Source organism: Akkermansia massiliensis (assembly GCF_023516715.1).
In the GTDB taxonomy this organism is placed as follows: domain Bacteria; phylum Verrucomicrobiota; class Verrucomicrobiia; order Verrucomicrobiales; family Akkermansiaceae; genus Akkermansia; species Akkermansia massiliensis.
In genome coordinates this window covers 681,544-702,779 of sequence record NZ_JAMGSI010000001.1, presented here as the reverse complement: position 1 = coordinate 702,779, position 21,236 = coordinate 681,544, and the positions used below count along the sequence as shown (strand labels likewise).

At 61.1% G+C, this 21,236-nt stretch carries 9 protein-coding genes; 3 read left to right on the top strand and 6 right to left on the bottom strand.

Annotated elements, in window-relative coordinates; genetic code table 11:
- Positions 1–131: 131 nt before the first annotated feature.
- Positions 132–9,653, bottom strand: coding sequence for an autotransporter-associated beta strand repeat-containing protein (locus tag M8N44_RS02900; RefSeq protein ID WP_215709544.1), 9,522 nt, complete (start codon positions 9,651–9,653; stop codon positions 132–134).
- A gap of 617 nt (positions 9,654–10,270) precedes the next feature.
- Between M8N44_RS02900 and M8N44_RS02895 the strand changes: the two genes are divergently transcribed.
- From M8N44_RS02895 to M8N44_RS02885, 3 genes are all read left to right on the top strand, one after another.
- Positions 10,271–12,433, top strand: a complete 2,163-nt coding sequence (locus M8N44_RS02895) for an AMP-binding protein (protein WP_022395996.1) — start codon at positions 10,271–10,273, stop codon at positions 12,431–12,433.
- Positions 12,434–12,436: 3 nt separating this feature from the next.
- Complete coding sequence (gene xseA / locus M8N44_RS02890; RefSeq protein ID WP_102728363.1) at positions 12,437–13,801, top strand: exodeoxyribonuclease VII large subunit; 1,365 nt, start codon at positions 12,437–12,439, stop codon at positions 13,799–13,801.
- Positions 13,802–13,942: 141 nt separating this feature from the next.
- Positions 13,943–14,269 carry a hypothetical protein gene (locus M8N44_RS02885; protein WP_022395994.1) on the top strand — a complete coding sequence of 109 codons (327 nt, stop codon included), beginning with the start codon at positions 13,943–13,945 and terminating at the stop codon, positions 14,267–14,269.
- A 363-nt stretch (positions 14,270–14,632) separates the two neighbouring features.
- On the opposite strand, the gene M8N44_RS02880 is transcribed toward M8N44_RS02885, so the two are convergent.
- The 5 genes from M8N44_RS02880 to hisD form a co-directional block, all read right to left on the bottom strand.
- Entirely contained in the window at positions 14,633–16,225 is a 1,593-nt protein-coding gene (locus M8N44_RS02880; RefSeq protein ID WP_102728361.1) for a tetratricopeptide repeat protein, read from the bottom strand.
- Positions 16,226–16,303: 78 nt separating this feature from the next.
- Positions 16,304–17,971, bottom strand: coding sequence for a tetratricopeptide repeat protein (locus tag M8N44_RS02875; RefSeq protein WP_102728360.1), 1,668 nt, complete (start codon positions 17,969–17,971; stop codon positions 16,304–16,306).
- Between the two features lie 226 nt (positions 17,972–18,197).
- Positions 18,198–19,094, bottom strand: coding sequence for a bile acid:sodium symporter family protein (locus tag M8N44_RS02870; RefSeq protein WP_102727485.1), 897 nt, complete (start codon positions 19,092–19,094; stop codon positions 18,198–18,200).
- A gap of 23 nt (positions 19,095–19,117) precedes the next feature.
- Positions 19,118–19,762 (bottom strand): TetR/AcrR family transcriptional regulator, encoded by a 645-nt coding sequence (locus M8N44_RS02865; protein ID WP_102728359.1) that lies wholly within the window; start codon positions 19,760–19,762, stop codon positions 19,118–19,120.
- A gap of 21 nt (positions 19,763–19,783) precedes the next feature.
- Complete coding sequence (gene hisD, locus M8N44_RS02860; protein ID WP_102728358.1) at positions 19,784–21,082, bottom strand: histidinol dehydrogenase; 1,299 nt, start codon at positions 21,080–21,082, stop codon at positions 19,784–19,786.
- Between the last annotated feature and the right edge of the window lie 154 nt (positions 21,083–21,236).

Sequence of the window (21,236 nt, the reverse complement as noted above, 5' to 3'; positions counted from 1 at the left end):
GCAGAAGCGCCGCACAGCATGCAATGTTCCGTGACGCAGCAGGGCCGTTCCGGACAATGCCGGAACGGCCCTGGAAGTCCGGAGAGCAGAGCGTCTCCGCTCAACTCTCCACTCTCAAACTTCAACTCTCCTTAGAAGTCATACCGGTAGCCTACGCTTCCGTTCACCGAGTTGGCTCCGTCACGGAAGTCCGCGTTCCCGTTGATGAAGACCGTTCCCTGCGTTCCTACCGGTACGCTCAGCCCCGCTCCGATTTGCAGCGCCGTCGTTCCAACCTTCGCTCCTCTGACCGTCTGCGTATAGCCGGGATTGGCCAGGAAGCCTACGCCCGTCTTGCCGCGGTGGTCGCCCATGTCCTGGGCCGCGTTCACCCGGAACTCAGCCAGCGCTTCTCGCCCGAAGATGTTGCTGCCAATGAGCCCCATCCAGCGGCCGCCCAGCGCAACCGTTCCCGTCGTCCATTCCTGCTTGCCTACGTTCAGGCCCGCGTTCCCCGCTCCCGTTTCCGTGTAGCCGTCCATTCTCGTGGTTACTACCGAGGCGTTGGCCAGGGGCTGCAGGATGCTGCTCTTGTCTTCATTGAGGTACACGTCGTAGGTCAGTTCATACATCGCTCCAAAGCCCCACCCGTTGGTGTTGCCCTGCGTCCTGTAGCTGCCTTCCCCGTAGTTGACCGTGCGGTTGAGCTTCGCGTCGTTCCACCCACCCGTCAGGATCAATGTGTGCGCCCAGCGCTTGCTCTGGTAGCGCCCGAAGAGGTTGGCGTAGTAGCTGTCCAGGTGGCCGTCCGCAGAGTCCGCCGCGCTGGCCGTCAGGTCGCCGTAGTTGGCCGTGAAGGCCGCTCCCATCGTGAAGTGGTCGCTGAGGTCCACGTCCATGCCCACGGTGCCGCCCCAGGTGGTGAGCTGGTAGCCGCTTTCATCTCCCTTGGTGTCCAGTTTGGCGTAGGAGCCCGTGCCTTCCATCCACATGTGGAAGTAGGGGAGGTCTTCGTTGACGTAGGCGGGGTTGACGCCCATGAGGGTGGTGCGGTTGCGGATCCATCCCATCTGGTCGCGCAGGGCGTCCTTCTGGGCCGTTCCCAGCGCGTTGACCGTGCTGCCTGCCGCGGCTGCCATGGAACGTGCCGCCCGGGAGGTGTTGCCGGACTGGATGTCGTTTCTGACGGCTTCCCTCAGGTCACCGAGCTGCGTGCCTTTCGGCGCGTTGCCGCGGTTGTTCCAGAGCAGGTTGGCCCCCGCTTCCGAGTTGGCCGTGTTGGCCGCGTCCATAAAGGCGTTCTCCGTCTTGACCATGCCCGTCACCACAATCTTGCCGCCTTCCGTCCGGATGCCGAATTCCTGGTAGTAGAAGTCAAAGTAGCCGGAGGCGTCCACCGTGGCTCCGTTGGCCGAAACCGTTCCGGCTCCCGTCGCGTCCACCAGCGTGAAGTTGAGGTTGGCCGTCGGGTCCGCCGGATCGTCGTAGTCCCCCAGGCTTCCCAGGGAAACGGTAGTTCCGTCCAGATTGACGTCTCCGGCCTGCACGGTGATGACCGGGCTGGAGAAGAGGTCGTCACGGTTGGTGTTGATGACCAGGTCCAGATGGGAGTTTTGCAGGTTGAGTCCGTTGGCGACGGTGAGCGTCGTGTTGACCGCTCCGGTTCCCTCCCCTACCGGACTCAGGCGCACATGGGCGCCGCTTGCCGCCGTGAGGCTCTTATAGGTAACGGAGCCGTTGCCGCCTTCCGCTCCCGTCAGTTCCAGCGTGCCCTTGGTGACGCTGAGGGCCTGCCCGATCGCGCCGTTCCCCTTCAGAACCTGCGTGCCGGTGCCGTTCATGGTGATGCTGCCTTCCCCGCTGAGGGTGCCTTCATACAAGGCATTCCCGGCGGTGGTGATTTCCAGGGCAGACCCGTTGTTCAGCGCGCCGGTTCCCGTCAGGCCGGAGATGGTGTTGGCCGCGTTGCCGAGTTCCAGCATTCCGCTGCCGTCCAGGTCCACCTGCACGCCGTCAAGCTTGGAGGTGCCGTTGAGCGCGAGGGAGGCGGTGTCCGCCACATGGAGCACGCCGGTTCCGGAAACGGTGCTGTTGGAAAGTTCGGAGCCGGCTCCCGTAAGCGTGAGCGTGCCGTTTTTACCGATGGCGAGGTTGCCGCCGTTGCCTTCATCCGTGAGCGTTCCCGCTTGCGTTTTTCCAGTGATGTCCAGGGAGGAAAGGTCTCCGGAGTTGGTGGAGTTGAGCCTGATGGAGCCCAGGTCCGCCGTGCCGGAGAGGATAAGGCTGCCGTCCTGCATGTCCAGCGTGCCGCTGGTGTTCAGGGTTCCGGCGAGTTCCAGGGAGCCTTCTCCCGTTTTGGTAATGTTGGCCGTGCCGCCGTTGATGGTTCCGGAGTACTTCGTATCGGGACCGGACGTATTCGGATCTGTTCCCAGCAGCTCGTTGTTCAGGATGACGGATGCCGTCTTGTCGTTCGTGCTGGTGATGTTGATGACGCCGGAGGCCGCGCCGGAGAGGTTGTTAATCGTCAGGCCGTCAGCCGTATCGTCCACGCCCGGGAGGTTGAGTGCGAGGTTGCCGTCCACGATGACCGCGCGGTACGGGTCGAGTTCGGAGTTGCTGGAGACGGTTTTGTCTTCACTGCCTACCGCGTAGATTTGCGTGGCGTCACCGGTGATGCCGATGGAGCCGCCGTTGATGCCCGTGACGGCAAAGCCGAGGGTTTCCAGCAGCGGGTTGAAGACGGCCGTGCCGTAGCCCAGCGCTCCGTTCGTGAGGTTGAGCCACGCGGTGCGGTCGCCCGCTCCCCAGCCCTGCATGGCATTGATGAGGTCGGCGGAGAGGGTGAGGGTGAGGGTTTCAATTTCCAGCTGGGTGCCGTCCGCGTCAAATTGGATCATGGAGGTGCTTCCGGCCAGGTCCTGTGTTTTGGAGACGTTGCCCGTTCCCACCACCAGGCTGGCACTGTCCAGGCTGGCGGCGCCGTTGAGGCCGCTGATGACCGTTCCGGCGTCCGTCATGCCGATGGTTTTAAGCGAGGAGCCGGAGAGGCCGCCCAGCGAGATGGAAGTGACGCCGGAGGCCGCGTTGACGGTAACGTTTTTGGTTCCTTTGTGGTTGTTTCCTCCCGTGAGGGTGCCTCCGGTGATGTTGAGCGCTCCCTTGTAGCCGTCCGCCGTGAGGGCGAGCGTGCCGGAGGTGAGCGTGACCGTACCCGTGTAGCCTGCGCTGGCGTTGCCGAGCGTGAGTGTGCCCGTGCCGGTTTTCAGGAGGCTGCCAGTGCCGCTGAGCGCGCCGTTGAGGGTGATGCTGCCGCCCGTAGTGTCCACGGTGGCGGTTTTGCCGGAGGCGGCGTTGAGGAGGACGCTGAGGGAGGCGCTCCAGTCCGCCGTGGAGTTGAGCGTGCCTTCTCCCAGGGTGAGAGTGCCGGAGGCGCCGGTGATGTCACCGCCCAGCGTGAGGGTTCCGTTGCCGGCCAGCGTGATGCCGGAGTTGGAGTCGTTTTCCAGGTTGATGCCGCCCAGGACGGCCGTGCCGCCGTTGATGTTGAGGTTGCCGGCCAGGGCTCCCTGGCCGTTGGCCCCGCCCAGCTTGACGCTGGTGCTGGTGAGGGTGACGCCCGTGTTGACGTTGACCGCGGAGGCTTGCGTGTTGCTTCCCATGGTGCCGCCGCCGATTTGAAGCGTGGCGATATCAAGGTCTTTCTTCAAGTCCAGCGTCACGCCGTACGTGACGTCAATGAGGTCGGCATTCAGCGTGCCGTTCACCGTGACGGTGCGGTTGGCCGTGGCCGCTCCGTAGCCGGAGAGGACGATGCTGCCTCCGGCATTGGAGAGCGTGCCGTTGAGCGCGTCATGGCCGTTGGCCGCCTTGACGAGCAGGGAGCCCCCGTCCGTCTTGGCGAGCGTGCCGCTGATGTTTTTGAGTACGCCGGAGAGGGCGATTTCATTGCCTCCGGAGAGCTTGAGGGTGGAGCCGCTGGCCACCGTCACGGTTCCGGAGAGAATCTTGGTATTGGCGATGTTCCCCAGCGCCACGGCTCCATTCCCGGAGATGTTCCAGTTGAGGGACAGGAAGCTGTCCTGCCCGGCCGTGTCCACCGTCAGCGTGGTGCCGGTTCCGGAGGCAGCCAGCTTGACCGCGTCCCCGGCGTTTTTCTGCACCATGGTCTGCGTCAGCGTCACGTTCCCGGAGGCCTGCAGGGTGCCGCCGCCGAAGATGATGGAACCCGTTCCCAGCGCTCCGTCTCCGTTGATGTCCACAATGCCCCCTTCCAGGGACGTGGAGCCTCCGTAGGTGTTCGTGTTGCGGATTTGCAGGGTGCCGTCCCCCCTCTTGGTCAGGATGGTCGTGGCGCCCGTGATGTGCCCGTCTCCCTGGAAGGTGTAGGTGTTGTCCGCGCCGCTGTTGCTGACGACGATGGAGGAGGGAGCCACGTCTCCCGTAATCGTCACGGTTTTGTTGGCTGCCGTGTTGTCAAAGAGCAGGGGCTGCCCGTCCGTGGTCGCCGGCGCGGAGCCGCTTCCGCCGTAGGTCCAGTTGCTCACGTCGCCCGCGCTCCATGTTCCGGCGTCCGCCGTTCCGTTCCAGGTGAGCATGTTCGCGGAGGACTCAATCTTGAGCTGAAGCGTTTTGCCGTCCGCGGAAAGTCCCAGCGTGTAGGTCAGTTCCGGATGGGCGTCATTGATGAGATCTCCGATGTTGAAGGAGCCGAGCGTGAGCGTTCCGCTTCCCACCGTCAGCAGGGAATAGTCTCCCGCGTCGGTGAGCGTGTCGTAGTTGTTGAGGGTGACGTTGTGCGTTCCGGTGAGCGTCAGTCCGCCGGTGAGCGTCACCAGGGCGTTTCCTCCCGCCGTCAGTCCCGTCATGTCAAAGGTGAAGGAGGAGCCCGCAGCCATGGCCATGTCTCCGGTGACGTTGAGGCGCGAGTAGCTGCCCAGCGTCAGGCTGCCGATGGAGCCGCCGTTGCTGGTGATGGCGCCCGTGGAGAGCGCATCCGCCGTGCCGGCTTTCACGTTGACCGCGTTATTCACCGCATAATTGCCGATGTCCAGCGTCGCTCCGGAGGAGATGGAGACCGTGCTGGTCCCGAACGCCGTAGCGCTTCCCGCCGCCAGCGTTCCGGCTTCCGCATTGGTCGTGCCGGCATAGGTATTGGCGCCGCTGAGCGTCACCTTGCCCGGACCCTTCTGGGTGATGGAACCCGTTCCGCCGATGGCGTTGGCCACCGTCTGGTCCGCATCCACCGCATAGGTCAGGAAGGCGTCTCCATTGCCGCCGAGCGTCACCGCTCCGGAACCCAGGGAGCCGGCTCCCGTCAGCAGGATGGTCCCTTCCTTGATCAGGGTCTGGTTGGTATAATCGCTGGCCTTGGTCAGTTGAAGCACGCCGTTCCCCTGCTTTACGAGGTTGGCGCCGTTGCCTTCCTTGGCTACGATTACATCCAGCTTCAAATCTGCCGTATTAGTATCGTCCAGCGCAAAATTCCCGCGCGCTATGTCAAAGATGACCGTGCCGCCGCGGAGGGTCAGGGCATTCGCCTGACCGGTGGAGGGGGCTCCCTCCGCCACAGAGAAGACGCTCATTCCGGTAGCGGACTGCTGCGTCACAATGGTATTGGTGCCGCTGAACAAGTCGAAGCCGTTTAATCCCCCGCCGGGTATATTCAGAATGACCCGGCTGTTGTTGAACACCATTCTGGTATTGGCCATGGTCGTATTGCCGCCGCCGACATTCCAGGTGCCGTTGTTCAGGGTCAGCGTGCCGAAGTTCCCGCTATTATTGTAGCCGAACGGATCGCCCGCCGTAGTATTCAGCGTGCCGCCGTTCACCATCAGGTTGCCGTAAAGGATGGACTCTCCTCCGTTTCCATTCTTGCCGAGGTTCAGGACCGCGCCCTCGCCCACCGTGGTCAGCGCGGTTTTCGTCTGGGCGGTGGAAACCGTCAGGGCCGTTCCGGCTCCCGACACTTCCAGATTGATGCCGGAGCCGTTGGCCAGATTGGTTCCAAGCGTATTGGCGCCTCCGGAAGCAAAGGCGATCGTGCCTCCGTTAATCGTCGGCATCGTGGCTCCCAGAATATCCGCAATTCCGCCCGTTACGCCGATTTCCAGCCGTCCCGTCCTGTCCACGGTCACCGTTCCGGTCCCCAGGGCCATGTTCGCCTTCACGGCAACGGTTCCTTCCTTGATGTTGACCGCGCCGGAATAATCGTTATTGGAGCTGTTGAAGGTCACTTTTCCTTCACCCAGCTTGGTCATGGCGCCGTTTCCGGAAAGCTTGCCTCCGTTGTTGGTCAGCTCCAGGTCCTGCCCTGCCCCGTTGTTGAAATAAATGGCCTTGGCATTCACGTCCCCCGTCAGGGACGCCACTCCCGTGTGCGTACCGTCAAACAGGTAGGTTGTGGTGTTGTCCACGGCGCCGATCGGGTTGCCGTCCCAGACTACCACGCCGTCCGCCATGCTGACGGAAACGGTCACCGTCTTGTCCCCGGTGTTTACGTTGAAGGTTCCCTGGTACAGGCTGGCCAGCGCCCCGGTCAGGGTCATCGTCCCCGCATCCGCGAAGTTGCCGGCCGTCAGGTTGTCCCAGGAAACCAGCGTATAAGTCCCCGCGGTGATATTCCCGTTAATGTCCAGGCTGACGCCCGCATCCGCGCCCAGCGCCAGGTTGCTCACCGTCAGCGTCGCTCCGTCCGCGCTCAGGGCGCTTCCGTCAACGGCCAGTGAAGCGGCGTTCAGCGTTCCGGTCACGTTCTGCTTCCGCAGCGCCGTCACCTTGGCGGTGGAGGCGTTCAGCGTTCCGGCCAGCGCCGTATCCGCATTCAGGTAAAGGTTGGCTCCGGAAAGGTTCAGCATTCCGGAAAAACCGGAGACGTCCCCGCCCAGCGTCAGGGCTCCCGCATTGTTGCGGGTATTGACAGCCAGCGTGCCCGTTCCGCCCAGGCCGCCGAGCATCTGGAGGCTGTCCCCGCTCGCGATGGCCGCCGTTCCCGTGCCGGACGTTTCCACGGATACCTTGCCGTTGAGGTTCACGTTCACGGTGGCTCCGTTAAAAATGCTCAGCGCCGTGGCCGCATTCGTCCCTTTCAGGGTGATGTCCCCGTCCAGGGAAACTCCCCCCGTGACGGTATTGGAATTCAAGTTGCTGAACGTCACGGTGACGTTTTTCTCACTGCCGCCCAGCGTTACGTTGCCCTGCCCCCACGGGGTCAGGGTCTGGCCGGAGACGATGGAGGCGTCCCCGATATTGTACGTCAGATTGACCAGGTTGCCCGTTCCGGCTATTTCCGTATCCCCGTCATAGGAATTCTTCACCCAGCCCGTTTTAAAACCCCACCTGTTCCCCCCGGCATCGGAAATGATTTTAAGGCCGCCCGTTCCGGTGATGGTGGATGAAACCGCGGTGGCATTTCCATAAATGGCTCCATTCAGGAAAGCAAATCCTCCTGCGGCATCCAGGACGATTTTCATGTCGAAATTCGCGCCGGCGGCATTTCCGTTCCTCAGATGCAGGGTGGAGCCGTTCCCCATGGTAAGAGTACCCGTCCCCGTCACCTTGGTTCTGGCGCCCGCTACGTCCATCACGGTATTTTCCCCCAGCGTAATGTTCAGGTTGGAGCTCCATGTTCCGGTTTCGTCCGCAAGCATCACGGTGCCCTGTTCCACAACCAGCGTTCCTCCTCCTGAAGCGTTGAAGGAATTAAGGCCCAGCGTTAACGTTCCCGTACCCGTCTTGGTGATGGTGCCGTTGATTCCCCCGTTCAGGGTGGAGTCCCCCGCGCCAATGACCAGGGAACCGGGGCCGCTGTTGGTCAATTTGCCTCCATAAGTGCCGGCCCCCAGCAGGAGGCTGCCGCTTCCCGTACGGGTGACGGTCCCCGTCCAGCCGGCCAGTGAAGCCCACGTTACGGCATTCCCGTTCGTGTCCACCAGAATGGAGTTGGAAGCCAGCGCATCCGTCTTGATCTGGCCGGAGACGTCTGCCGTAATGCCCGTGCCGTACTTGAGCGCGCCTCCATTAAAGATGATGCTGCCGGTGCCCAGCGCGGAGGCATGCTGCATTTCCACCGTGCCGCCGCCCAGCAGGACTTCTCCGGAAAAACCGGCGTTGTCCGTGGCGATGGACAAGGTTCCGCTGCCGGTCTTCTGCAGCTTGGAGCTTCCCACCAGGGAACCGGACCCCGTCCACGTGTAACCGGTTGCCTCAGCATTGACGACGATCAGGCCTGGATTCACCTGTCCGGCGATGTTCACGGTCTGCGGTGCATTGCCTGCTACGTCGCCGAAGATGACTCCGTTGCCGTTGGCAAAAGACAATCCCGCATTCCAGGGGGAATTCCCCGTTCCTCCCACCGTCCACGTATTGTCTCCGCCGCCCGTCCAGGTCAGCGACGTGACCTGCGCCACGACGAATTTCAGGGTATTGTCCGTCGTGCTCCAGTTGCCGATGTATTCGGTCCCCAGCAGAATGGTATTGGCCAGATCCCCGGTGATGCCGCCCGTGGCATTAATCAGATTGTACGTGCCCGCGCTCCAGCTCACGCTGTCGCTATTCTCCAGCAGCAGGCTGCCGTTCACCGTCAGGGCGCCGTTCAGGGCCAGCAGGGGATTGCCGTTCACCGTCATGTGAGTGGCGTCAATCCGCACGGCCGCTCCCAGGTTCAGGTTGCCGGTCATCGTATTCTGCCCCCCAAGGGACAGGACGCCGCCGGTCATGGACAGGCCGGCATTGCTGTCCACGGCGGAGACGTCCAGGCCCGCTCCCGCGGACAGGGAAAGCCCGCCGTACCCCGCGGAAATGCCGCCGATGGCCGCATTCCCCGTTACGGAAAGGTTCTTGTTCGTTCCCATTCCGGAGGCATGGCTGACAATGAGGGTGCCCCCTTTCAGTTCCACGCCGCCCGTGAAGGAAGAGGAATTGGCCAGGGTCAGCGTTCCGGAGCCGTCCTTGATCAAACGCCCGGTTCCACGGAATGCATTGTCACTGCCCGTGATCATGTTCCCTGCTCCGGTAATGGTCAGGGCGCCGTTCAGCTGGATATTATGAGTGTTGTCAGCAGTGATGGACATGGTGCTGCCGGCATTCACCACCTCCACGGCGCCGCCGCCCGCGGCGACTGTCAGGCCGTTCCCGAAGGTTCCGTCGCTTTCCTTGGTAATCTCCAGGCGCCCGTTGTTCAAGGTCCAGTACCCCGTATTGACGGCCATGGAACCCAGCCCCGCGCCGTCATAGGCATATTCTCCCACGCGCAGCACGCCGCCGTTGGTGACGGTTACCTTGTAGCGCGTATAATTATCCCCTTTCATGCTGAGGCTGGCTCCCGGAGAGCTCAAATCCAGCGTGGCGTTGTCAATGGTCAGGGTCCTGGTTCCGGAGCCATTCCCCGCTTTCACGGTAGCCGCCGTTTCAATCTTGAACACGCCGCCGCCGGTAATGGTAAGGCTGTTGTCCCCGACGTTGAACGCTCCCTCCGCCTGGGTAAGCGTCTTTCCGGCCTCAATGGTCAGCGTCAGGTCGTTGGCGCCGATGGTCGTAGCCTCATTCCAGGTAACGTCCGTATCAAACGTCTGGTTGGTCGTAATGGTGAGGGGATCAGCCTGAACAGAGGCGGACAACGCAGCGCAGCAGGCAAGAAGAGCGGACAACAAATTGAGGGGCAAATGCAGCTTCATAAAGAAAACAATTAATTATAAATATATTGAGAAAGACGTGGTCTTTTAGCAGAAATGAGACATGCTATTAGGTAGATGAAATATCGGATTTGAAATCCGGTGTCAATCTGGAAGTGCCGTTTCCAAAGCTTTAAATTATTTCCGTTATCTCCATTCTATTCCATGCCCTCATTCAAATTAGCCACATTATTCAAAAAACAAAACCAACAGAATTTAAAATAAACATCTGATCATAAACAAATTATTTCATTTCCACCACTCTCACGACTTCCCTGACGCCCTTCTTGTCCGGATTTCAAATCCGTTCATTTTCTTTCCCTGCATGCAGGGCCTTCAGGCAGCCGGGAAGCCATCCATGAAGGGCACAGTAAAAAACCTCCTAAGGATTTCATCATGAAACCGCTTGTTTCCGGAAATTCCGCCGCGGGAGCAGAAGCGTGAAATCCAGTCAGTCCCATGAAAAACAACATCCTTCCCATAAAAGGCATGCCGGAGCCAGGGACAAATTCCGGGACCGGTCCGGAGGGAGCAAAAGCAGCGCGGGATGTATTCTTTCCTCCTTGCTCCCCGCCCGGCAAGTTGCTAGAATACGTCAAGCAAGTTTTTCCCCTTTTCCCATGGCCATTTTTGGTTCCTCCAATCTATCCGACTCCGGCGACCTGCTGATTTTCAACAAAGTATCTCATAAAACCCTGCTGATGTTCGAAAAGGAACTGGGCAGGGACCGCATGACGTACCTGGTGGAAGAAAGCCTCCCCCCGGATGCGGCCACCGCCGCCCATCTGGAATCCACCAAGGCGGACGGCATCCTGTTCCAGGCCGGCGGCAGCGATCCCATTGCCCTGCGTTCCGCCATCATGGAACGCATCAACGAGGGCAGAAGGGTAGTATTCCTGCCCGGTCCCGTAGCCCACGTGAAAGGCTCCATCAGCCACATTCCCCCACGGGTGATCAAGGCCCTGGAAGCACTCCATATTTCCCCCGTGCCGGTATGCACGGGCTTTTACACCAGCTCCGTGCTGGACGCGGAGGCGGATACGGACGCCCAGGCGGATATCCAGGTGCACATTCTCCCCAAGCTGGCTCCCGGGGCGGAAATGGCGGCGCGCCTCACCTCCGCGTGGCTGGAATGCTCCGCCCAGGCCTATGCCACGCTGCCGCAGCTGCACGGCTCCCTGTCCGCCCTGCTGTTCCGCAGCCTAAAGCTTCATTCCGACTGCCGGGTGATCGACGGCATTGACGATACCACGCTGACCTACGGCCAGCTTCTGGCCATCTCCGTGGCCTTTGCCAAACGGCTGAAAAAGATCACCACGAACCGCCGCGTAGGCATCATTCTGCCGCCCGGCAAGGGAGCGGCAATCGCCAACCTGGGCTGCCTGTTCGCCGGAAAAACGCCGGTGAATTTCAATTATTCCGCCTCGGAAGGGGCCTTTGCCAGCTCCGTGAAGCAATCCGGCGTGGACTGGTTCATCACGGCGGATACCTTCATGCGCAAGCTCCAGAACTTCCCGTGGCCCCCCCAGCGGGACCTGATCCTCATGGAGCGGGAGATTCCGCTGCTCAAGGGCTCCGCCAAACGCTGGGGCGTGGCCATCAAATTCCTTACAGCGGGGTTCATGATTAAAAAGCTGGGGCTGGATGCGCCCACGGGCGCGGATGAAGCCGTGCTGATGTTCACCTCCGGCTCCTCCGGAGAACCGAAAGGCGTGCCGCTGACCCACCACAACATCCTTTCCAACATCTCCCAGTGTTCCTCCCGCATCACGCTGGCGCCGCAAAGCAGATTCCTGGGCAGCCTCCCCGTATTCCACTGCTTCGGCATCACGATCGGGCTGTGGTACCCGATGATCGGCGGGTACGACATGGTCACCTACCCCTCCCCGCTGGAGGCCAAGCGCCTGGGCGCCCTCATCAAGCAGTACGGCATCAGCCTGGTGGTCACCACCCCCACCTTCCTGCGCGGTTTCATGAAGCGCTGCGAGCCGGACACCTTCAAAACCGTGCGCTACCTGATCGTAGGAGCGGAAAAATTGCCGGACGAGCTCTCCGCCGCCTTCCGGGAAAAGTTCGGCACCGTTCCGTGCGAAGGCTACGGCCTGACGGAAGCCTCCCCGGTCTGCTCCGTCAACTTCATTGACCCGGCCCCGTCCAACGCCGCCGGAGACTTCATTCCCGGCATGAAAAAGGGCTCCGTGGGCGCTCTGCTTCCCGGCATCGCCGTACGCATCACCAGCCCGCATACGGGCCGCGTGGTACCCGTGACGACCTCCGGCATGATCTGGCTGAAGGGGCCGAATATCTTCCCCGGCTACCTGGGCGGTCCGGAAGCCGACCGCGACATTTTCGTGGACGGCTGGCTGAAAACCGGAGACATCGGTTCTGCGGACGAATTCGGCTTCCTGAAAATTGAAGGCCGCATCTCCCGCTTCTCCAAGATAGGCGGGGAAATGGTGCCCCATGAAGCCCTGGAAGCCGCTATCATGAACATCTGGAACCTGGACCCGGCGGACGAGGAACGGCGGATAGCCGTCGTCACCATTCCGGACCCCGTGAAGGGGGAGGCCGTGGCCCTGCTCACCACCCTGGTGACGGACTACGTGCACCAGGCGCGCACCCTCATCAGGCACGGCCTGATTGACCAGGGGCTCCCGGCCCTGTGGTGCCCCAAGGAAATCATTCCCGTGGAGCACATTCCGGTGCTGCCCTCCGGCAAGCTGGACATCAAGCAATGCAGGATGCTGGCTTATGAAGCGCTGAACATTCCCTTTGAACCATAACCCATGGAATTCCCGGAGGAAACGCCTGCCGCTCCCAGGCCCATCACGGTCAAACAGCTCGTTTACCGCCTGAGGGATACGGTCAGCATTGCCGTGGGGACCCAGTGGGTGGTGGGAGAGCTCAGCAACGTCAAGCACCATACCAGCGGCCACGTTTACTTCACCCTGAAGGAACAGGGCGCGGAAATCTTCTGCGCCTTTTTCAAGGCTGCGGCTTCCAAATGCCCCGTACGGCTCCAGGAAGGGATGAAGGTCCATGTGCTGGGCAGCGCCACCGTGTACCCGGACCGGGGCCAGCTTCAACTGGTCATCAGGCAGGTGAAAGCCGCCGGCCAGGGAGACCTGCAGGCGCGCTTTCTGGAACTGAAGGAAAAACTCCAGCGGGAGGGGTTGTTTGACGCTGAACGCAAAAAGGGCATCCCCGCCTTTCCCCGCGCCATCGGCATCGTCACCTCCCCTACCGGCGCCGTCATCCAGGATATACGCCATGTGCTGGAACGCCGCGCCCCGTGGGTGAAAGCCTACCTGCTGCCCGTGCGCGTCCAGGGGGCGGGAGCGGAGCATGAAATAGCCGCTGCCGTGCGCGCCTGGTCCGCAGCCCCTCTCAACGGCCTGCCGCCCGTGGACGTGCTCATTGTGGGCCGCGGGGGCGGCTCCATAGAAGACCTGTGGAACTTCAATGAGGAAACGGTAGCGCGCGCGATTTACGAATGCACCGTTCCCGTGATTTCCGCGGTAGGCCACGATACGGACTTCACCATTGCGGACTTTGTGGCGGACCTGCGCGCGCCCACCCCGACCGCGGCCGCGGAGCTGGCTACGCCGGACGGTCCGGAATGGCTCCGCAAACTGGCTAGAATGGAACAGGCCCTGCACGCCTCCGCACGGCATTCCCTGTTGCGTTCCAAGCTGAAACTGGATGTTTACCTGCGGGGAAAACTGTTGGATGCGGATTCCCTGCTCTCCCCTTACGCCCAGCGCCTGGACGACATGGAAGAAACCCTGCTGAATGTCGCGGCCACGCGCATTTTTCAAAACACGCTCCATATCAACAAACTGGAACATCAATTACAAATGCGCCATCCCACCCACCGCAACAGGGAGCGCGCGCAGCTTCTGGCCTCCCTCCAGGCCGGACTGGCCCATGCGGCCGCCGTGCGCATGGCGGACTTCTCTTCACAACTGGCTCTTATTCAAGCCCGGCTGGAAGCTCACAGCCCGGAGCAAACGCTGCGCCGCGGATACGCCCTGGTGGAAAACCAGAATAAGCAGCTCATACGGCAAACGAACCAGGTACATGCAGGAGAAAAATTGAAAGTCCGTGTCTCCGACGGTTGTTTTTATGTCAGGGATGACACACCGCAATAGGCTGTCCACAAGAGCCTAGCATTGCATTTTTTGCACTCAATCTAACAAATTGTGTTTTTTCTGGATTTTACAGGAAGTGGAACCTATCCTAATAGAAGCCTGTCACTGCTCCTATTACCCGGTCCCATAACTTCTGTACATATGCCTTGTAAAAACATCACCCGCTACACTTACGAAACGACAGCCTTTCAAGGCTATCGGTTGGCGATCTGTAAGAACAAGCGCTTATTCACTCGTTATTTCTCCGATTCTCAATACGGGGGCGCTGATGCGGCGCTTCAGGAAGCGATGAGAGTGAGAGATAACATTTTCACACTTTTTGAACAGGGGAACCTTACGGTTAGCCAAATTTTCGCAAAATATACCGTGCGTTCCCGCCGTCAGTCCGCCGCTGACCGCCGTGAAAAAATGATCCACGGAAAAAGGGCTCTCGGCCACGTGCGGCAGAAAGCCAAAGTCCGCAGCTGAGGAATCTGCGGAAGCTGTTTTTTCAGCTTCCCCGGAGCCTTGAATCATACCGGAAACGTTGCATCCGGTACAGGTGGAGCATACTCCTATCACATCAAAAAGCCGTTCTCCGTCCGGAGAGCGGAAATACCGCAGCATGCGCGGCGGAGAAAGCGGCAATCTGTACCAAAGCGCCCCCTTTCCGCCATCCGCGCCCGGGAAAGCCAAGAGCGGCCCGGCAAAGCAATTCCGGCACTAATGCGGCTGTGCCGGATAAGCCGATCAAAGGCCTGCGGCACGCTGCCAAGGCATTCTTCCGCCGTCTGTCGCCCGCGGCGCTTCCCGCGGAGGGGGCGCGGGTCAGCCTGCTGAAAAGGGCTTCAATTATCTGCGGCGGCGGCGCGAAGCAGGCTTTTCCGGTTCTTCCACCGGGGCTTCCCCTATCTTCGCCAGCACCCGCCGGGCCTCCGTGGTCCGGTTCTGCTTGAGACACACGTCAGCCCAGCTCCGGTGAATTTTGTTGTAAAGGTCTCCGGACTGGATGGAGGCCAGATTATTCTGGAGCTTCGCCTTGTCTTCCGGACTCAGCGCATCCCATTCTTCAACCAGCTTTCCATACTGGGCTTCCGACAGGGACCACTGTTCTCTGCCCGCGCTTATCTCAGCCTGAAGATTCAGAATGACCGGCTGGAGGGCCTGGACAAACGTGGTGTTCTCACGGGCCACCTTCATCGCCTGGTCCAGATATTTCATCGCCTGGTCATAATCCCGCGCTTTCAGGAAGGCGGCGGCGATGTTCACGTCCTCATAAGCCCGTTTCACCAGGGCCTCCGCCTGGCCGTACTTCTCAAGCTGGGAACGCAGAGCCTCAATGTCCTGGCTTAGGCTGGAACCGCTCAGAATGCGCGGGGCATCCACGCCCAGGGTCATCGCTGTCCCTTCCGCACGGGACAGCAGGCGGGAAGCCTCCTTCAAATCCCCCATCTGCATCCTTACCCGCGCCAGGGCAAGCATCGTTTCCGGCGTGCAGTCCATCTCCGTTTCCGCGGCGCGAAAGCAGATCAGGGCGGCTTCCAACTGGTCAGCCATGGCTTTCAGCTCCGCCTGGGAATACTTACGGCGCGCATTGAGCGGCATATTCAGCTCGTTCAGGATGATTCGGCCCATATCCGGACTGGCGGTCAGGCGGAATTTGGTGAGCAGTTCCCGGGCAATGGCGCTTCCTGTGCCGCCGGGCTGCCCCGTAGTCTTGTCCGGCAGAGTATCCTGAAGCAGCAGAATCTTCACCATGCTCTTCACGTCCTCCGGCTTTTTCAGCATGCTCCTCATGACAGGGGAGGCGGCCTGCTTGCACAACGCGGAAAAACGCTCAAACCTGGCCTGGTCATACGCATAGTGGGCCAGCGGTTCCAGGCATGCCAGACGGACGGATACCTGCTCCTCCGGCGTATTTTTCAAAATCACTTCATAAAGCTTCTCCGCCGTGGCGTCATGCTTGCGGCCTGCAAACTCCCGCGCCCAGTTCAGGCTGACGCCCAGCAGGCGGTTCCTGTCCTCCGCCGGCATGGAGGCGGAATCGGCCAGCTTCTTTTCCAGCAGGGCCGCCAGCATCGGTTCGGACTCCTTCAGCATGCCGCGCCTGTCCATTTCCACCGCCAGCAGCCACGCAAAGGAATCCCGCGCTTCCGGGGAATTCATCCATTCCACCTGCTTGTCCACGGAGGAAGCCATCTGCGCCAGCTCCGCGTCGGAACCGTTCCAGGAGGCCAGCATGCCCTGCAAATGGCCCATGGCCTGCGTCTGGCTGTGCACCTCGTGAATGGTCGGCTTGAACCACCCTTCAATCGTGGGCCAGTACTGAATGTAGCCGAACCAGAGCCCCCCCAGCAGCACCAGAAAGAGAACCGGCTTCCAATAAGACTTCTTCTTGCGTGAGGGGCGGTAGGGCTTGTTGGAAAAATGGCGCTCGGAACTCATGCAGGCATTGAGCCAAAAAGGCGGCACAAATCAAGCAAAATAAACACCTCGCAACGTCTTACGAGGACCGCCCGAAGCCTACCGCCGGGAGGATCTGGCGTTCCCGGACGGCCTGCGCCCGGGAGAGGCCATGCGCACGCGGGGAAAACCGGATTCCTTCCAGCAGGCATCCGCCTTTTCCTTCATTCCCAGTTCATCGTAACAGCGGCCAAGCTGCTTGTAATTCTCCGACCGCTGTTCCCCCTCCAGCATGGGGAGCACCGCTTCAAAAGTTTCCACGGCCTCCTTCCACTGCTCTCCGTCGCACAGGGCGTATGCCTTGCACAAATAGGACTGCACCAGCAGACTTCTGCGCTCCGGCCCCTCCCCGCATTTCAGCAGGGAATCCACTGCTCCGGCATAGGCGTGCAGGGCGCTTTCCCGGTCCCCCGCCATATCGCTGGCGAGCCCCAGGGAATAATAAACCCGGCCCAGGGACAGGACATCCGAGGCAAAGTGGGATTCCCGCAGTTGAAGGGCTTTTTGCAGGTTTTCTCTGGCCTTGTCCCCCTCCCCGGCATCCAGCCACGCTTTGCCTAGCCCTTCCAGGGACTGGGCGGAAATGACGGGGGAAGCCGCGCTGTTGGCAATCGCCTTCAGGAAATCCGCGCGGGCTTCCGGAGCGGCCTTGCGCATGATGTTCACCCACCCCCTCTGATCGTACAGCCCGGCCCAGAATGCATGGTCCGCCGGCAGCACGCCGCGAGCGGCGCCCTCCGCCTGGTAAAGATAAGCCAGGGCTTCCTCATAATTCCCCTGCTCCGTGGAAATGCGCGCCAGCCCGCGCAGGGCGTTAAGGCAGTCATTCAACAAGTAGGAGGCGTTCTCCGAACCGGTAAGGCCCTTTAAAAACAATTCCCGCGCCTCATCCTTCCTGCCGGCCTCCAGCATGGCTTCTCCCATGCTGATGCTCGCCAGGGCCAGGTCACCGGTCGTCTTGTCCGGCTGGGGGCACAGGGCCAGGGCCTTCTTGAAATAGGCGCGCGATTCCGGAATGCGCCCCGTGGCGCGCGCCAGCCGGCCCTGGGCGGCCATAAGCCTGGACCTGACCGGGAGGGCGTCCGTCCCCAGATGGGCGGCGGCGTCCACCGCGTGCTGGAGCAGCACGTTCGCCTCCTCATTCCTGTTCAGCATCTGGTCAATGGAACTCATGGTCTGGAGGGCCCGCACCAGCGGCTCGGCCATTCCCTCCTTCTCATACCCCTCCACGGCGGTTTTCAAATAACCGTAGGCCGGGGAATACTGGTGCTCCGCCAGAAGGGCCTTGGCCACGGCGTCCGCGCGGGGGGCCCACACCCGGTAGCGCCCGGAGGCATATCCGGCGTCAATCAATTCCCTGGCCGCAGGAAGGGCGCGGTCCACGCCGTCCCGGCTGATCAGCTCACGGGTGAGGCCCCAGGCCGTCTCCGTCCGCAACTCCGGATCCCTGATCCATGCCAGGCGTTCCTCCCGGTTGTCCAGAATGCCGGCCAAGCTCTCGCGTGAAGCGAAAACATCCGCCATGAAGCGGGATAAATTCTGCATGGCCTTTTCATCGCTCTTCTGCACCACCACCGGCGGTGTGGTCAGCATCCCTTCATCATAACCGATGCGGTACGCCATATGGTACGTCAGGAACTCCAGCAGCATCACGAGCGCGCACAAGCACAGGGCAATCAGCCACTTGGTGCGCGGAGACAGGGGTTTCAAAGGAGAAGGGGCCTGCATAACAAATGCATAACGTTACCCGGCGCTCCCTGAATTTCAAGCTTTTTGCATGGGGAGGAAATCTCCGCTGCACCTGAAGGCGAACAAACCAGCCGACGACAACCGTTTCCCCGCCAGTCCCCGGGACCGGCCCGGGAAAGCTTTTTCCTGCCTTTTTCCCACTTTCCGGCCCTTCTCTCCGCCTTCCGCCGGGCGCTTTTCTCCGGGCCATGCGCGGCAATTTACGTCAGCCGTTCCTGCGCTTCCGTTCGGACGCCCGGTACAACTGCCAGGCATTCCATAAATTATGCCACAGCACGTAAAACGTAGGCCCCAGCGCGGCGATGGGGCTGGCATACGTCAGCGCCAGGTAAATGGACAGCGTGGTATTCTTCTGCCCCAGGGCCTGGCTGCACTCCGCGGCACGGGTACGCCCCCCCAGCAAATGCCCCAGTCCAAAATTGATCCCGCACACCAGCAGGGAAACTGCGCCGATCTGTTCCAGCACGCGCTCCGAAATGCCGTCACGGGAGGAAATATCATAAGAGGCGTTCGCCGCGATCAAAACCAGAATCACCACCCAGATGCCGAAGGTGACGTCCTTCAGCTTCCGCGGCCACGCAATGGCCCGCGGATAAAAACGCCGCGCCGCCAGGGCCAGGACCAGCGGCAGCAGCATCACCAGGGAAATATTCTGGGCCACGTTCAGGTAAATCTCAAAGCCGCCCTGCCCCACGACCGCCGGCAGAATGAAAGGCAGCAGAGCGCAAATAATGCCGTTAAGCAGCAGGAGGGCCGTCAGCATGAACTCCACGCTGCCGCCCAGCAGCCCCATCACCACGGGAGCCGCCGTGGCCGTGGGCATGATGCCCACGAAGAAAGCGGCCTCCGCCAGGTATCCGTCTCCGAAAACGAGGCGGCACGCGCCCCACGCGGCCAGGGCGATCAGCAGGTTGGCCCCTACCAGGAGCCAGTGCGCGCGCTCCGGCTTCATCCGCTTGAAGCGGATGCCCAGGAACGTCACAAACAGCATCACGATCAGCATCCACTTGAACGTCCAGCTGTAGACGTGCAGACCGGGCATCATGTACCCCGCAATAAAAGCCGCCACGATGGCAAACGTGCGGATGAGGGATTTGAACATGGGGTACGGAGGCAGTAAAACGGTTATGAGGGCTGCCCGCACAAATGGATCAGCCCGTCCACCTGGCGGACAATCAGCTCAAACAAATCCTGCACGCTGCCCTTGGGAACCCGGTTGTTCTCCATCAGCTCCACAATCATCCGCAAACGGGTCAGCAGGCCGATCATGATGCTTTCAATAGCCAGCACCGTCCAGAAAACCTGGTAAGTGGAAGCGCCCGGAAACATGGTGCGGATGCAGTCATGCAACCGGCGGCGGATGGGGGAATACACCTCCTTGATATACTCCACCGCTATCTCCGGAGTCTGCACGTGGCAGATGCCCAGCAGGCGCAGGTAATGGGGGAAATTGCCCAGTTCTTCCAGCTTCACATGCAGGAGGCCGTGGAAGGAAGGGTAAACATAGGCGTGGGCCAGCGCCCGCACCGTGCCTTTCTCCATGGCCTCATTCATCATGGAAATCCGGAAATCCCGCGCCTGCGGCGCATACTTCATCATGACCGCCTTCCAAAGCCCTTCCTTGCCGCCAAAATAATAATTGGCGGAGGCGATGTTGACGGATGCCTGCTGGGAAATCATGCGCAAGGAAGTGCCTGTATAGCCGTGCTCGGCAAACAGGCACTCCGCCGCGTCCAGCAATCGTTCCTTGGTTCCTTGCTGTCGTTTCATGGGGGTGGGGGAAGTTTGGAATTACCGGTCAACGCGGGCGGCGCGGACCTGGAGGGAGTGGTTGTGGGCGTCCAGCCCCTCCACTCTGGCGAACTCCGCCACGTACGGGGCGGACTTGAGCACGGCGTCCCGGTTCATCCGCACCATGCTGGTGCGCCGCTGGAACTGGTCCGCCCGCAGGCCGGAAAACGACTTGCCGGCCCCGCCGGTCGGCAGGGTGTGGCTGGGACCTGCCAGGAAATCCCCGCAGGCCACCGTGGAAAGAGCGCCGGCATAAATGGCGCCCGCCGTGCGGATGCCGTCCAGTACGGCGTCTTCATCCCGCGTGACGAGCACCAGATGCTCCGGAGCGAAGGCGTTCACCAGGTCCACCCCCTCCTGGATGGAGGAAACCAGAAAACCGTAAGCGTGCTTGTCCAGCACCTCCCGGATGATGGAACCGCGGCTCAGCAGGGCGGCCTGGCGTTCCACCTCCGCTTCCACTTGTTCCAATAACGCCTCCGACGTGGTAACGAACACCACCACGCTGTCCGGACCGTGTTCCCCCTGCGCCAGCAGGTCGGCGGCCAGGAACTCCGCGTCTGCGGTCTCATCCGCCAGCACCATCACCTCACTGGGTCCGGGGAGCAGGTCGATGGCGACGGCTCCCACCAGCTGGCGCTTGGCCTCCACCACAAAACGGTTGCCGGGGCCGAAAATCTTCTCAACCGGCTTCACGCTCTCCGTTCCCAGCGCAAGGGCGGCAATCGCCTGCGCTCCGCCTATCTTGACAATCTCCGTAGCGCCGGAAGCCTTCAATGCATATAAAAGAGCGGGATTCACCCGCCCGTCCGGCCCGCAGGGCGTAGCGGCCACAATCTCCCGCACGCCGGCGGCCTGGGCAAAACCGCCCGTCATGATGGACGTGGACACCAGGGGAGCCTTCCCGCCTGGAATATAAATGCCCACGCGGTCATACGGAAGGAAGCGTTCCGCCACCTCCACACCCTGGGCGTTCACGCCGGACCAGTCCTGCCTGCGGCTGCGGTCTGAAAAATAATGGATGTTGGCCAGGGAGACGGCAATGGCCTCTTTCACGGAATCCTCCACGGCGGCTTCCGCCTCCGCCAGCTCCGCCTCCGTCACGAACAGGGAGGAAGGATCCAGATGCACCCTGTCAAACCTGGCGGCATAATCAAAAAGGGCCTCGTCCCCGCGCGCGGAAACGTCCTGGATAATAGCGTTCACGGTATCCCTTACGGAATCCTCCGGGAGAGCGCGGCGGTTCATCCGGCTCTTCATTTCGTCAAAGCAGGTGTCGGAAGGACGGTAAATTTTCATAAAAGATATAATACGGAAAAATGAGAAGGAAGTTTCACAATCTTTAAGCATGCAGTCAAGCCTTCTGTCCTCTTTGATTTCCAAAGGCACTCCATGAATCCCCCGAACAAAAAATCAAAAGACCAAACCATTCTCCCTTGACCGGCACAAAAAA